This window comes from Dactylosporangium fulvum, assembly GCF_025137375.1.
Lineage (GTDB): Bacteria > Actinomycetota > Actinomycetes > Mycobacteriales > Micromonosporaceae > Dactylosporangium > Dactylosporangium fulvum.
In genome coordinates this window covers 8532749-8546204 of record NZ_CP073720.1, presented here as the reverse complement: position 1 = coordinate 8546204, position 13456 = coordinate 8532749, and the positions used below count along the sequence as shown (strand labels likewise).

At 70.6% G+C, this 13456-nt stretch carries 14 protein-coding genes; 8 read left to right on the top strand and 6 right to left on the bottom strand.

The features are described 5' to 3' along the window. Positions 1-63: 63 nt before the first annotated feature. The gene (locus Dfulv_RS39275) at positions 64-366 is read left to right on the top strand and encodes a hypothetical protein (RefSeq protein WP_259858876.1); all 303 of its coding nucleotides are present in this window, start codon (positions 64-66) and stop codon (positions 364-366) included. 46 nt (positions 367-412) lie between these two features. Here the strand turns inward: Dfulv_RS39275 and Dfulv_RS39270 are convergent, their stop codons facing one another. Further along, positions 413-1186, bottom strand: a complete 774-nt coding sequence (locus Dfulv_RS39270) for a thioesterase family protein (RefSeq protein WP_259858875.1) — start codon at positions 1184-1186, stop codon at positions 413-415. Between the two features lie 29 nt (positions 1187-1215). On the opposite strand from Dfulv_RS39270, the gene Dfulv_RS39265 reads away from it, so the two are divergent. Both Dfulv_RS39265 and lpdA read left to right on the top strand, forming a co-directional pair. After that, entirely contained in the window at positions 1216-2187 is a 972-nt protein-coding gene (locus Dfulv_RS39265) for a magnesium transporter CorA family protein (RefSeq protein ID WP_259858874.1), read from the top strand. Beyond that, positions 2184-3563: a dihydrolipoyl dehydrogenase gene (gene lpdA / locus Dfulv_RS39260; protein WP_259858873.1), complete on the top strand. Its 1380-nt coding sequence runs from the start codon at positions 2184-2186 to the stop codon at positions 3561-3563. Before Dfulv_RS39265 ends, lpdA begins: the two co-directional genes overlap by 4 nt. A gap of 454 nt (positions 3564-4017) precedes the next feature. Here lpdA and Dfulv_RS39255 read toward each other — a convergent pair whose 3' ends face one another. Next, the gene (locus Dfulv_RS39255) at positions 4018-4254 is read right to left on the bottom strand and encodes a hypothetical protein (protein WP_259858872.1); all 237 of its coding nucleotides are present in this window, start codon (positions 4252-4254) and stop codon (positions 4018-4020) included. A 1104-nt stretch (positions 4255-5358) separates the two neighbouring features. Here Dfulv_RS39255 and Dfulv_RS39250 point away from each other — a divergent pair. After that, positions 5359-6753, top strand: coding sequence for a class II 3-deoxy-7-phosphoheptulonate synthase (locus Dfulv_RS39250; protein ID WP_259858871.1), 1395 nt, complete (start codon positions 5359-5361; stop codon positions 6751-6753). A gap of 49 nt (positions 6754-6802) precedes the next feature. Next, positions 6803-7774, top strand: coding sequence for a threonine aldolase family protein (locus Dfulv_RS39245; RefSeq protein WP_259869091.1), 972 nt, complete (start codon positions 6803-6805; stop codon positions 7772-7774). Positions 7775-7811: 37 nt separating this feature from the next. Here the strand turns inward: Dfulv_RS39245 and Dfulv_RS39240 are convergent, their stop codons facing one another. From Dfulv_RS39240 to Dfulv_RS39230, 3 genes are read right to left on the bottom strand one after another with little or no spacing between them, the layout of a single operon-like run. Further along, the gene (locus tag Dfulv_RS39240) at positions 7812-8696 is read right to left on the bottom strand and encodes a deoxyribonuclease IV (protein ID WP_259858870.1); all 885 of its coding nucleotides are present in this window, start codon (positions 8694-8696) and stop codon (positions 7812-7814) included. Continuing rightward, positions 8696-10660, bottom strand: a complete 1965-nt coding sequence (locus tag Dfulv_RS39235) for a Stk1 family PASTA domain-containing Ser/Thr kinase (RefSeq protein WP_259858869.1) — start codon at positions 10658-10660, stop codon at positions 8696-8698. The genes Dfulv_RS39240 and Dfulv_RS39235 overlap by 1 nt, the downstream gene beginning before the upstream one ends. A gap of 34 nt (positions 10661-10694) precedes the next feature. Next, positions 10695-11291: a hypothetical protein gene (locus tag Dfulv_RS39230; protein WP_259858868.1), complete on the bottom strand. Its 597-nt coding sequence runs from the start codon at positions 11289-11291 to the stop codon at positions 10695-10697. Between the two features lie 111 nt (positions 11292-11402). On the opposite strand from Dfulv_RS39230, the gene Dfulv_RS39225 reads away from it, so the two are divergent. Genes Dfulv_RS39225 through Dfulv_RS39215 form a run of 3 tightly spaced genes read left to right on the top strand, consistent with a single transcriptional unit; the run spans position 11403 to position 12366 of the window. Next, complete coding sequence (locus tag Dfulv_RS39225) at positions 11403-11711, top strand: Rv2175c family DNA-binding protein (RefSeq protein ID WP_259869081.1); 309 nt, start codon at positions 11403-11405, stop codon at positions 11709-11711. 2 nt (positions 11712-11713) lie between these two features. Beyond that, positions 11714-12034, top strand: a complete 321-nt coding sequence (locus Dfulv_RS39220) for a lycopene cyclase domain-containing protein (RefSeq protein WP_259858867.1) — start codon at positions 11714-11716, stop codon at positions 12032-12034. Continuing rightward, positions 12031-12366: a lycopene cyclase domain-containing protein gene (locus Dfulv_RS39215; protein WP_259858866.1), complete on the top strand. Its 336-nt coding sequence runs from the start codon at positions 12031-12033 to the stop codon at positions 12364-12366. The genes Dfulv_RS39220 and Dfulv_RS39215 overlap by 4 nt, the downstream gene beginning before the upstream one ends. A 19-nt stretch (positions 12367-12385) precedes the next feature. On the opposite strand, the gene Dfulv_RS39210 is transcribed toward Dfulv_RS39215, so the two are convergent. Beyond that, on the bottom strand, positions 12386-13450 hold the full coding sequence (locus Dfulv_RS39210; protein WP_259858865.1) for a polyprenyl synthetase family protein: 1065 nt from the start codon (positions 13448-13450) through the stop codon (positions 12386-12388). Between the last annotated feature and the right edge of the window lie 6 nt (positions 13451-13456).

The following is a 13456-nucleotide window of genomic DNA, read 5'->3' as shown; positions in this document are numbered from 1 at the left end:
CCGCACCGCGGTTCGACCGAGCGACGAATGGGCATCCCTTCCTCAAGAGAGAAAGGGGCAGCGATGAGCGTGACGCATGCGAACGGCACCAAGATCGACGACACCGTGACCGAGAAGCGCGGTGATCTCGGCAGCACGGTCGCCGCGACCAAGGACCGCGCGGCCGAACTGGCCGAGCAGGGCAAGGGCGTGGCACGCCGTCGGCCCGTTCCGCTGGCCACCGCAGCCGCCGGCCTCGCCACCGTCGTGGTGGCGGTCGTGACGGTCGTACGTCGTCGTCGGGCCCGCCCGATGACGCCGCGTCAGCGGGCCGTCGACGCGTGGCGGCGCACCAGCAAGAGCGTGAGGAAACGAGTCAAGCGGTAACCTCCTCTCCCGGCCCGCGCCCCGCACTCCGGTGCGGGGCGCGGCTTCATCGCGTGGCCATCCGGTAGGCCGCGAGCTGGCTGGCCTGCACCACCACGCGGCCGGCGCTGTCCCAGATCTCGCAGACCTGGTCGACCAGGCTGTCCGACAGCACCCGCGCCCGCTGGCGGACCCGGACGGGACCGGGCGCCGGCATCCCGCGCACGTATGCGGTCAGCTCCAGCGTCGGCGTCCAGCCGTTGCTGCCGAGCGTGAAGGTGGCCGGCGGGAACGCGTCGGCGGCGAAGAGCAGCGAGATCGGATCCCAGTCCTGCCCGTCCGGGAGGCTCAGCCAGCCGCGCAGGTCACCCGGCGCCTCGCCGGCGGCACGCCAGTCGATGCGCTGGTCGACAAGGTCGAGCATGTTGACGCTCACCGCGGAGCCCTCCGGCCGCACCGGCGTCCGGGCCAGCGACTCCCGGTCGGTCACGGGCGGGGGAGGGGTGTCGACCCAGCGCTGTTCCCGTTGGTCGGCGCCGAGGTGGCCGAGCGTGAACAGCGCCTCGACACAGGTGCGGTCCTTCTGGGTCAGCCGGGCCCGCACCTGGCTCGCGGTGCGGCCCTCCCGCAGCGGCTCGACGGTCACCGCGGCCGGTCCGACGTCGGGCGGGGAGAGGTACAGGGCGCTGGCCGACAGTGGGTCGGGGTGGCGCTCCGATCGGGCGGCCCTGGCGAGGACGGCCAGCAGGTAGCCACCGTGCGGTCTGCTCCCCACCGTCCACTGTGGATCCAGATCGGCCTCTCCGTCGCGGACCGTCGTCGCCTCGGCGAAACCCGCCACCGCCGCCTCCTTCTGCTTTGATGGGCGGTATGGCGCGCACGCGGCTCTACCGCAACGGTCGTCTGGAAGCGGAGGACTTCCCGCTCGACGATATATCCGAGCATCTCCGGGACACCGGCGCGGTCGTCTGGCTCGACCTCACCGACCCGGACGAAGCCGACTTCGACCGGGTGCAGGAGGAGTTCGGACTGCACCGGCTGGCGATCGAGGACGCGTCGTCGCCGCACGAGCGGCCCAAGCTGAGTCACTATGTCGCTCACCAGTACTTCAACGCGTACGCGACGGACTTCGACCCCGAGGACGGGGACCTCGCCGTCCACGAGGTGGCGGCCTTCGTGATGAAGCAGGCGCTGATCACCGTGCACGCGGGTGACTTCGACATGGGCGCGGTCGTCGCGCGCTGGGATGAGACCGCGGAGCTCGCCGGGCACGGCGTGCCGTACCTGGCACACGGCCTGCTGGACGTGATCGTCGACCAGCAGTTCGACGCCGTGCAGGCGCTCGACGAGGCGCTCGAGGCGCTCGAGGACACGCTGTTCGAGGAGACGCCGCAGGCGATCCGCCAGGTGCAGCAGCGCAGCTTCCGGCTCCGCAAGAGTCTGGGCCGGTTGCGCAAGGTCGGATTGCCGATGCGGGAGCTGGTCAACGGCCTCATGCGGTCCCGCGTGTGCGTCATCGACGACGAGATGATGCCGTACTACCACGACCTCTACGACCACGTGCTGCGTGTGGCGGAGTTCACCGAGTCGCTGCGCGACTTCGTCGGGACCATCCTGGAGTCGAACCTCAGCGTCCAGGGCAACCGGATGAACAACATCATGAAGAAGGTCACCAGTTGGGCGGCCATCGTCGCGGTACCGACGGCTGTTACTGGTTACTACGGGCAGAATCTGCCTTTTCCAGGTTTCGAGAAGCACGCCGGCCTCGTCAGCTCGACGGTGCTGATCGTGGTGTTGTCCGTGGGACTGTATGTCACCTTCAAACGCAAGGATTGGCTATGACTGAACACTTCGACGTCGTCGTCCTCGGCGCCGGTCCGGGCGGGTACACCGCCGCGGTCCGGGCCGCGCAGCTGGGCCTGCGCACCGCCATCGTCGAGGAGAAGTACTGGGGTGGCGTCTGTCTCAACGTCGGCTGCATCCCGTCGAAGGCGCTGCTGCGCAACGCTGAGCTGGCGCACATCTTCACCGCCGAGGCGAAGACCTTCGGCATCCAGGGCTCGGTGACGTTCGACTACTCGGCGGCCTTCCAGCGCAGCCGCAAGGTGGCGGACGGCCGGGTCAAGGGCGTGCACTACCTGATGAAGAAGAACGAGATCAAGCAGTACAGCGTGCGCGGCTCGTTCCTCGACGACCACACCCTGCAGGTGGGCGACGAGACGATCACGTTCGCCAACTGCATCATCGCCACCGGCGCGACCACCCGGTTGCTCCCCGGCACCACGCTGTCCGACCGCGTGGTGACGTACGAGGAGCAGATCATGACCGAGGACCTGCCGTCCTCGATCATCATCGCCGGCGCCGGCGCGATCGGCGTCGAGTTCGCGTACGTGTTGCACAACTACGGCGTCAAGGTCACCGTCGTGGAGTTCCTCGACCGGATCGTGCCGCTCGAGGACGCCGAGGTGTCGGCGGAACTGGCCAAGCGGTACAAGCGCCTGGGCATCACGGTCCTGACCTCGACCCGCGTCGAGTCGGTGAACGAGACCCCCTCCGGCGTGCGGGTGACGGTCTCGTCGGGCGGTTCGACGCAGGTCCTGGAGGCCGACAAGCTCCTGCAGGCGATCGGCTTCCAGCCGCGGGTCGACGGCTACGGCCTGGAGAAGACCGGCGTGGCGCTGACCGATCGCGGCGCGATCGCGGTCGACGGCCGGTTGCGCACGAACGTTCCGCACATCTACGCGATCGGCGACGTCACCGCGAAGCTGATGCTCGCCCACGCCGCCGAGTCGATGGGCATCATCGCGGCCGAGACGATCGCGGGCGCGGAGACGATGGAGCTGGACTACGTCATGATCCCGCGGGCGACGTACTGTCAGCCGCAGATCGCGAGCTTCGGCTGGACCGAGGCGCAGGCCCGGGAGAAGGGCTTCGACGTGAAGGTCGCGAAGTTCCCCTTCACGGCCAACGGCAAGGCGCACGGCCTGGGCGACACGACGGGCTTCGTGAAGCTGATCAGCGACGCGAAGTACGGCGAACTGCTCGGCGGCCACCTCATCGGCCCGGAGGTGACAGAGTTGCTGCCGGAACTGACCCTGGCCCAGCAGTGGGACCTGACGGTGCACGAGGTCGCCCGCAACGTCCACGCCCACCCGACCCTGGGCGAGGCGGTGAAGGAAGCGGTGCACGGCCTGTCCGGCCACATGATCAACATGTAGGCTGCCCAGCTCGTTGGCAGGCGCCTCGCGGCGGGGCGCCTGCTCGGTGGCCTGCCGCTCCCGGGCGGTGGTTTGTTCCTCCGGGGTCTGTGGTTCTGGCGTGGGCGCTCTGTGGGTTGCCTGCGCGGCTGGGTGGGTGGGTGGGTGCTCGTGAGCTGGGAGGCCGCGGGCCGCCCGTCCGCCGGGCTGCGTCCTCTGAGGTGGTGTACGACTCGCCCACTTTGAGTGGGGATGCCGGAATGGGAACGGCCACCGCTTGATCCTTCGAACTGTCGAAGTACCGAAGGAGAGACCAAGCGATGGCTGGGCCTGTGGGTCGGGTGTTGGCCGACCGCGTGTTTGGCTGGCGGCGTGTTGGCTGGCCAGGCGTGAGGGCTGACCGGGTGTGGGCTGGTGTGTGGGCTGGTGTGTGGGCTGGCCGTGCTGGGGGCTGGGCGCTCGTGGGTTCAGGGCTTCACGTGATCGGCGTTTCGGGACGGATCGCTTCTCGGTGGAGCGCCGGCTCGGGCAGCGTCTTCTTGAGTGGGTGCCACATGCGGCCTGTCAAGATCTCATGCAGGTTGGTCCGAGCCCACGCCGCCGACTCTTCGACGCCGACTGCCATGGCGCCGCCTTCCGGCACCGGCTCGCTCGTGGCGGTGAGCCGTTGTTGTGCTCCTGAACCGCGATTATCCGCCAGGTCGGCAGACATTCCGGACATCTTGGTGCATCGACAGTCTTGCATGTCCACGCTTTTCATGATCCCGAAGACTTTATGTCGCCAGGGGTGCGCAGAGTCTTCGGGATCATGAAAAAGTCCTCGGACACTAATCGCCACTCATCTATTCTTTCCTATATTGTGGGAAGTGGTCCCAAGGCGGGAGGGTGCAGTGCCGGTGGCTTGCGCGCCAGGGTGCGATAGCGCGTCGCACAGATGTTGCCAGCTGTACCGAGGCGCCAGTGGACGTGCGGCGGCGGTGTAGAAGTGGCTGCCTGGCGGATCGCCGGGGCGGCTGGACCCCTGGGCCGGATCGCAGGGGAGGTGGATCGCTGCAGACCGCAGTCCGCCGCAAGTTGCCGCAGTCCGCGAATTGCGTCGTCCACAGGCCGCTGCCGACCGCAGATCGCAGTCTGCAGGCGGCTGCTGACTGTAGACCCCTGCGGTGCATGGGCTGCCTTGGCGGGGTGGGCTGCCGCACGGGCGGATCGCCGTGGGGCTAGCTGTTGTGGGGCTGGATCGCCGTGGGGCTGGCTGTCGTGGGGCTTGCGCCAGCGTGGGGCTGGACCGCCGTGGGGCTGGCTGTCGTGGGGCTGCGCCGCCGTGGGCTCTGGCTGACGTGGAGCCTGTTGCGTAATTCGCTGGGACAGCGTTGGCGGCCCAACTACGCGCCGATCTTGGAGTTGTGGCGTCATGAACCTCCGAATTTGTCCGGATTTGTCAAGCACCACAACTCCAAGATCAGCGCGGTTGTCGAGGTTGACGCGCGAGGGATCCGAATTGCGCAACAGGCTCCGTGGGGCTGCGCCGTCGTGGGGCTGGAGCGTCGTGGGCTGGGCTGTGGACGGGCGGAGTGGTATGGCTGCTGGGGGAGGGCGTCGTGGCAGGGCTGTGCGGCGGGGGCTCTGAGGGGTCAACCGGGCCGGTCGCCCGGGTGCGGGTGGAGGCGCGGCCGGACGGGGGGTGACCGGCTGGAACGGGGCCTGCGGGGCGGATGAGGGATCCCGGCTAGGGGTCGTCCTAGGCATAGTCTCGGGGCGTGGGATCGGCGGTATGGCGACAGTCACCCCGGCGGTCCGAGTCGCTACGCTTTGGCTCATGCGGCAGGAGTGGCACCACTTCACATACCCCGGACCGGAGATCTCCCGCGTCGCCGTCCCGGGTAACCAGGACGACGACGAGTTCGGGCTCGACCGGTGGCGGACCATGCCCCGGGCGCAGGTTCCGCCGTGGCCGGACCAGGACGCTGTCGACGAGGTCGGGTCGTTGCTCTCCTCGGTGCCGCCCATTGTCGCACCCTATGAAGTGGACCAGTTGCGAGAGCGGCTCGCGCTCGTCGCTGACGGCAAGGCCTTCATGCTGCAGGGTGGCGACTGCGCCGAGACGTTCGCCGACAACACCGAGGCCCACGTCCTGGCCAACGCTCGCACGCTGCTGCAGATGGCGGTCGTCCTGACCTATGGCGCCTCGCTGCCGGTCATCAAGATCGGTCGGGTCGCCGGGCAGTTCACCAAGCCGCGTTCCGCGCCGCTCGACTCGCTCGGCCTGCCGGCCTACCGCGGCGATATGATCAACTCGCTTGACCAGGACCCTGCCGCCCGGGTCGCCGACCCGCAGCGCATGGTCCGTGCCTACGCCAACTCGTCCAGCGCGATGAACATGCTGCGGGCGTATCTCGGCGGCGGCATGGCCGACCTGCATGCGGTACACGACTGGAACAAGGGTTTTGTCGTGACGTCGCCGGCCGGGCAGCGATACGAGGCGATCGCCCGTGAGATCGACCGGGCGCTGCGGTTCATGCAGGCCTGCGGGGTCAACGACGACGAGGCGCTGCGCACCGTGACGCTGTACTGCTCGCACGAGGCGCTCGCGCTCGAATACGAGCGGCCGCTCGCGCGCATCGCCGGCGGCAAGCCGTACGGGCTGTCCGGGCACTTCCTGTGGATCGGCGAGCGCACCCGTCAGATCGACGGCGCGCACGTCGACTTCATGTCCCGCATCGCCAACCCGATCGGCGTCAAGCTCGGCCCGACCACGACGCCCGAGCAGGCCATCGAGCTGTTCGAGAAGCTCAACCCGGACAACGTGCCCGGTCGGCTCACGTTCGTCGCGCGGATGGGCTCGACGAAGGTGCGGGACACGCTCCCGCCCATCGTGGAGAAGGTCACCGCCGCCGGGTGCCGTGTGGTCTGGCAGTGCGACCCGATGCACGGCAACACCCACGAGTCGTCCAACGGCTACAAGACGCGGCACTTCGACCGCATCGTCGACGAGGTGCTCGGCTACTTCGAGGTGCACCGCGAGCTGGGCACCCACCCGGGCGGCCTGCACGTGGAGCTGACCGGCGAGGACGTCACCGAGTGCCTCGGCGGCGCGCAGGCCATCGTCGACGAGGACCTGCCGGGACGGTACGAGACCGCTTGCGACCCGCGCCTCAACACGCAGCAGTCGCTGGAGCTCGCGTTCCTGGTCGCGGAGATGCTGCGTGGCTGACCTCGTCGTCGACTTCCGGTCCGACACGCTGACGAAGCCGTCGCCGCCCATGCGGGAGGCGATGGCCTCGGCGGAGGTCGGGGACGACGTCTTCGACGAGGACCCGACCCTGCACGAGCTGCAGGCGACGGTCGCGGCCATGTTCGGCCACGAGGCCGCCCTGTTCACGCCCAGCGGCACGATGGCCAACCAGCTGGCGCTCCAGCTCGCCGTCCCGCGCGGTGACGAGCTGCTCTGCGACGCCGCCGCGCACATCGTCAGCGACGAGATCGGCGCGGCGGCCGCGCTCAGCGGCATCTCGACCCGCACCTGGCCCGCCGTCGGCGCCGCCGTCGACGTGGCCGCGGTCGAGTCGATGATCCGCCCGGAGGGCTTCGTGGCGGTGCCGACCCGGGCGATCGCGGTGGAGCAGACCCACAACCGGGGCGGCGGCGGGGTGATCCCGCTGTCGACACTCCAGGACCTGCGTTCGCTCACCGATCGGTACGGTGTGCGTCTGCACTGCGACGGCGCCCGCATCTGGCACGCGCACGTGGCCGACGGGGTGCCGCTGGCGGAGTACGGTGCGCTGTTCGACACGCTCTCGGTCTGCCTGTCGAAGGGCCTGGGCGCGCCGGTCGGCTCGCTGGTCGTCGGCTCCGCGGCGGCGATCGCGACCGCCCGCAAGCTGCGCAAGCGGATGGGCGGCGGCATGCGGCAGGCCGGCATCCTGGCGGCGGCCGGCCTCTACGCGCTGCGCAACAACATCGACCGGCTCGCCGAGGACCACGCCCGGGCCCGGCTGCTGGCCGAGGCCATGGCCCCGACCGGCGTGGTCGACCCGGAGCAGATCCGGACGAACATCCTGCCGCTCGACCTGACGAAGGCCCGGCTGGACGGCACGCAGTTCGCGGCGGCGGCGCGGGAGCACGGCATTCTGGTGTCGGTGCTCGGCCCGCGGCTGGTTCGCCTGGTGACGCACCTGGACCTCACCGACGAGGGCGTGGACCACGCGGCGAAGATCCTGCCCACCCTGCTCTGAGACGGGAAGAGCGCGGACCGCTCGCACAGCCGAAGGGTCAGAGCGACGCGCGGAGCAGGGCGATGTCGCTCGCGTGGCCGGCGGCGTTGTCGCCGCTGGGGGTCTCGACGACAACGGGGACGCCGGCGGCTGCGGGATGGGCCAAGAGCTCGGCGAACGGGGCCGCGCCGATCGTGCCTTTGCCGAGGGACTCGTGGCGGTCGCGGATCGAGCCGCACGCGTCCTTCGAGTCGTTGGCGTGGATCAGCCGCAGACGGTTCTGGCCCACCGCCTCCACCAGCGTGTCCAGCGTCGTTGTCATGCCGCCCGGCTCGGCCAGGTCGTGGCCGGCCGCCCAGGCGTGGCAGGTGTCGAAGCAGACGCCCAGGTGCGGGTGGTGATCGACCGCCGCCAGGTAGTCCGCCAGGTGCTCGACCCTGGACGCCAGTGAGCGGCCGCCGCCGGCGCTCGGCTCCACCAGCAGCGGGGGCCAGCCTTCCCGTTCGGCGCGGTCCAGCAATGGGGAGAGCACGGCTCGTACGACACCCAGGGCCTTTTCGGCATGTGCCGCGTCGACGGCGGAACCGGCGTGGAAGACGACGCCCTGGGCGCCGATCGCCTTGCCGCGCTGAAGGGCGTGCTCCAGCGTCGCCACCGAGCGCTCGACCGTCGTCTCGGTCGGCGAGCCCAGGTTGACCAGGAGCGCGGCGTGGACGTAGGCGGTCACGCCGTGATCGGCGCAGCCGGCCACGAACGCCTCGTCCTGCTCCGGGTCGCCGGGCGTGAGGGTCCAGCCACGCGGGTTGGAGACGTAGACCTGCACGGCCGTCGCGCCGGTCTGCTCGACGTAGCGGAGCGCGGCCTTGGCCAGACCTCCGGCGGCGGGCGCGTGCCCGCCGACCGGGGTCGTGACCGTCGTCGGAGGATCGGTGGTCACGGTCATCAGAAGAACGCGAACAAGCGGATCGTCGTGCCGGGCGGGACCTGCGTGCCGGGTGCCGGGTCCTGCTGCCGGACGGTGCCGAAGCCCTGCGCGTCGACCTTGAGGCCCATGCCCTCCAGGGTCTGCCGGGCCTGGTCGAGCTGCATGTTGCGCACCTCGGGCACGGCGACCAGGGCCGGGCCCTTGGAGATCCGCAGGTCGATGGTCATGCCGTCGGTGACGCTGTTGCCGTCGCCGATGCTCTGCGACACCACCTCGTTCTTCGGTTTGTCGCTCTCGACCTCTTCGATATTGTTGATCTTAATTTTCACCTTGTCGAGGTCCTGCTTGGCCTGATCGAGCTGCTTGCCGATGACGAGCGGCACCTTGATCGGGTTGGGGCCCTTGCTGACGAACACGGTGATCGTCTGGCCGGGCTGGACCTGCGTGCCGATGTCCGGGTCGGTGTCGACGACGTAGCCGACCGGCACCGCGTCGTCGAACTTCTCGGCGCGGTTGGCGGCGAGCTTCATCGCCTGGATGTCGACGACCGCCAGGTCGTATTCCTTGCCGGCGATGTCCGGCACCTTGTAGATCTCGGGGCCGAGCGACAGCGTGATCGTGATCGTGCCGCCGTCCAGGATGCGGGCGCCCGGGCCCGGGTCCTGGGACAGCACCTTGTCCTTCGGGACCCGCGCGTCGAACTTCGCCGGGGCGAACTTGACCTTGAAGCCGCTGTTCTGCGCCTGCTGGATCGCTTGTTCGCGGTTGTACTGCGTGAGGTTCGGAGCGGCTGTGTAGCGCCCGACGCCGAACCAGTAACCGCCGATCGCGACCAGCAGGCCGAGCGTCAGCATCGCCGCGATCACCGTCAGGCGGGTGCGCGGGTTGGCGTTGATCTGGGCGAGCAGCTCACCCAGGCGGCCGCCGGGACCGGCGGCGACCGGGGAGGCGCGCCGGCGCCGGGCGGGCGCCGGGGCCGAGGCCGGGCCGGGCAGCCGCGCCCACGACGGCCGCTGGGGCTGCGACTGGTAGGTCTGCGGCACCGACTCGACCCGTGGCACGATGACCGTCGGCTGCGCCACCGGCCGGGACCGGCCGGTCAGGTCGACGCCGATGTCGTCGCGGGTCGACTGGACCTCGGCGAGCAGCGCGCCGGCGTCGGTCGGGCGGGCGCCCGGGTCGCGGCGGGTCGCGCGGGCCACCAGGTCGTCGATCGCGGGCGGCAGGCCCGGCACGTAGTGCGACGGGAACGGCACGTCGCGGTCGACGTGCTGCCATGCCACCTCGACCGGACGATCGGCCTCGTAGGGCACCCGGCCGGTCAGCATCTCGAAGAGCACGATGCCGGCCGAGTAGACGTCGGTGCGCGGGTCGGCGTGGCCGTCGGTGACCAGCTCGGGCGCCACGTAGGCGACGGTGGCCATCAGGTGCGAGCCGGTCTCGTCGGCGCTCGCCTCGACGGCGCGGGCGAGCCCGAAGTCGGCGACCTTGACCACACCGTCGATCAGGTCGTGCGTGCCGCCGGGCGGCTCGGCGACCAGCACGTTCTCCGGCTTGACGTCGCGGTGCACGAGGCCGGCGCGGTGTGCGGCGGCGATCGCGGCGAGCATCTGCTCCATGATCGCGAGCGCTTCCTGCGGCTGCAGGCGGCGGCGCTCGGCGAGCACCTCGCGCAGCGTGCGGCCGCGCACGTACTCCATCACCAGATAGGGCAGGCCCTGGTAGATGCCCTGGTCGTAGACGGCGACCACGTTGGGGTGGGTGAGCCGCGCGATCGTCTTCGCCTCGTCGGTGAACCGATCGACGAACTGCGGATCCTGCGAGTGTGCCGGATGAATGATCTTCAACGCGACCGTGCGCTCGAGCCGCTCGTCGAGCGCGGTGTAGACCGTCGCCATGCCGCCCTTGGCGACACGTGCGCGAACGCGGTAGCGCCCGTCGACAAGCGCACCGAGCAGTGGATCGGCGACCGTGGTATCCATTGGCTGCGAGTGTACGGCTGGTGAAGCCGAAACCTCATCGCCCGGCGCTGATTTGCCCCGTCGCGGCGTTCTCGTCACCGTATCGTCCAGATTTCTGGGGTTTTGAGGCTGGGCTGCTCGGCGACGGTATGGTTGCTGAGGGTGACGGGCTGGCGGAATCGCTGGCACTCGGGCTCTCCGACGGCGTCGGTGTGCTTTCGGGTTTCTTGGTCGTCGGTACGACCGATGGGGCCTGGACGGGCGGCAGCGCGATCACCTGCGGGGGCGTCGACCGCCGCACCTGCGGGCGCGGCTGCGTCAGCTGCGGCGCCGGGCCGGCGAGGGGCGCCGTCGCCGCCGCGGCCGGCGACGCGGGTGCGGCGAGCGGTGGCTCCGCCGGCTGCGTGGTCAGGGCGGAGAGACTGCCGGCGACCGCGAGATACGTCCCCGCCGCGCCCCCGGCGACCAGCAGCGCCACGCCGGTGGCAGCCGCGACGCGCCGGGGCGGCCGGTGCAGGCCGCGATGGTGCCAGGGGCCGAACTCGGCCGTCTCCGCCCTGTTCAGCTGGCGCATGCGGCGCCGGTTGACGTCGTAGCACGCGGAACGCCAGGCGCCGGCGACCTCACGGTGGACCTTCAGCCAGAGCCTCACTTGCCGCTCCCTTCTGTCGTCTGCCGGTGCCTCGTCGTCGTGCCGCGCCCTGGGACATGGCACTGTGATGAGGTGACCGAACAACCTGTAGGACCCACCGAGTGGCTGACCATGCCGGACGTCGCCGAGCGGCTCGGCATCCCGGTCAACCGGGTCCATCAACTCGTCCGTGAGCGCTCGCTGATCGCCGTCCGGGAAGGGGGCGTGTTGCGTGTCCCGGCCGACTTCGTCACCGAGGCCGGTGTGCTGAAGCACCTCCCCGGCGTGCTCACGGTGTTGTCCGACGCTGGGTACAACGAGGCTGAGGCGCTGCGGTGGCTCTACACCCCGGACGAGTCACTGCCCGGCACCCCGGCGGAGGCGCTGCGCGGCAACCGCGCGACCGAGGTCAAGCGCCGGGCGCAGGCGCTGGGCTTCTGACGGTGCACGCGACGTACCTGCTGGTCCTCGCCGGCTGCCTCGTCGGCGCGCTCTGGCTGGAACCGCTGCTCAAGGTCGGCGTCCTGCGGCAGGTCCGCCGCCTGGTGCTCACCATCGCGCCGGTCGCCGCGGTGTTCGTCGTCTGGGACCTGCTCGCCATCCGGGCGGGTCACTGGACGTTCGACCCGCGGCAGGTGGTCGGTGTCGTGTTCCCGGGCGGACTGCCCCTGGAAGAGGTGCTGTTCTTCCTCGTGGTGCCGCTCTGCGCGATCCTCGGCTTCGAGGCGACGCGGCAGACGCTGCTGCGTTGGTCGCGCCGATGACCTACACGGTGGCGGCGGTCATCGGGCTGGTGGCCGCCGTGGTGGTCGACCTCTTCGTGCTGCGCACCCGGCTCGTGCTGGGCCGGGTGTTCTGGTGCACGTATCCGATCATCCTCGGGTTCCAGCTGCTGTCGAACGGGATCCTGACCGGCCGCGGGGTCGTGCTGTACGACCCCGCGGCGATCCTCGGCACCCGTCTCGTCCACGCGCCGGTGGAGGACCTCGTGTTCGGCTTCGCGCTGATCCTGACGACGCTGTCGGTGTGGCTGTGGCTGCCGAGCCGGTCCGCCGGCTCGGCGGACACCGTGGAGGCGGACTCCACCCGCGACTGAGCCGCGGCCGGCTCCGGGCTCAGCCGGCGCGTTGGGTCGCCGCCTGGGCCAGGCCCTCCAGCACCTCCCGGGCCTCCGCGGTCACGTCGGCGGCCCGCAGCGCCTCGAGCGCCGCCGCGGTCAGGGCGGCGATCCGCTCCTCGGTGCGCTCCAGCGCGCCGGTCGAGACGATCACCTCGCGCAGCCGGGCCACCCCGTCCGCGTCGAGGTCGGGGTCGCCGAGCCGCTCGTCGAGCACCCGCCCGTCGGGGTGCTCCATCGCGGCCGCCACGAGATAGGTCCGCTTGCCCTCGCGCAGATCGTCACCCGCCGGCTTGCCGGTGACCGCCGGGTCGCCGAACACGCCGAGCACGTCGTCGCGCAGCTGGAACGCCTCGCCGAGCGGCAGGCCGAACGCCGAATACGACGCGGCCAGCCCGGCCGGTGCGCCGGCAAGGGCCGCGCCGAAGAGCAGGGGGCGCTCGATCGTATATTTCGCGGACTTGTACCGGGCGACCAGGCCGGCCCGGGCGGTCGACGTGTCGCCGGTCGCCTGGGTCTGCATGTCGAGATACTGCCCGATCGTGACCTCGGTCCGCATCTCGTCGAAGACCGGCCGGGCCCGGGCGAGCGTCACCGGGTCGACGCCGCTGGTGTGCAGCAGCTCGTCGGACCAGACCAGGCACAGGTCGCCGAGGAGGATCGCCGAGGCCGTGCCGAAGCCGTCGGCCTCGCCGCGCCAGCCGGCCTCCGCGTGCAGCTTGGCGAACCTGCGGTGGGTGGCGGGCTCACCGCGGCGGGTCTCCGAGCCGTCCATCACGTCGTCGTGGATGAGGGCGCTGGCCTGCACCAGCTCCAGGGACGCGACCGCCGCGACGACGGCGTCGTCGTCCGCGCCGCCCGCGCCGCGGTAGCCCCAGTAGGCGAAGGCGGGGCGGAGGCGCTTGCCGCCGCCGAGCACAAACGCCTCGATGGCGTCGGACACCGGCGCGAGCGCCTCCAGATCGATCTCGGACAGGCGCGCCCGGCGACCGCGTAGGAAGTCGTCGAGGGCGCACTGCACACGCGTGCGAAGGTCGACCCGGTCGAGGAAGGCGTGCGTCACGGCGAC

Coding starts and splice junctions, on each gene's coding strand:
- Dfulv_RS39275 (WP_259858876.1), top strand. CDS start 64: ATGAGCGTGACGCATGCGAACGGCACCAAGATCGACGACACCGTGACC.
- Dfulv_RS39265 (WP_259858874.1), top strand. CDS start 1,216: ATGGCGCGCACGCGGCTCTACCGCAACGGTCGTCTGGAAGCGGAGGAC.
- lpdA (WP_259858873.1), top strand. CDS start 2,184: ATGACTGAACACTTCGACGTCGTCGTCCTCGGCGCCGGTCCGGGCGGG.
- Dfulv_RS39255 (WP_259858872.1), bottom strand. CDS start 4,254: ATGTCTGCCGACCTGGCGGATAATCGCGGTTCAGGAGCACAACAACGG.
- Dfulv_RS39250 (WP_259858871.1), top strand. CDS start 5,359: ATGCGGCAGGAGTGGCACCACTTCACATACCCCGGACCGGAGATCTCC.
- Dfulv_RS39245 (WP_259869091.1), top strand. CDS start 6,803: ATGCGGGAGGCGATGGCCTCGGCGGAGGTCGGGGACGACGTCTTCGAC.
- Dfulv_RS39240 (WP_259858870.1), bottom strand. CDS start 8,696: ATGACCGTGACCACCGATCCTCCGACGACGGTCACGACCCCGGTCGGC.
- Dfulv_RS39235 (WP_259858869.1), bottom strand. CDS start 10,660: ATGGATACCACGGTCGCCGATCCACTGCTCGGTGCGCTTGTCGACGGG.
- Dfulv_RS39225 (WP_259869081.1), top strand. CDS start 11,403: ATGCCGGACGTCGCCGAGCGGCTCGGCATCCCGGTCAACCGGGTCCAT.
- Dfulv_RS39215 (WP_259858866.1), top strand. CDS start 12,031: ATGACCTACACGGTGGCGGCGGTCATCGGGCTGGTGGCCGCCGTGGTG.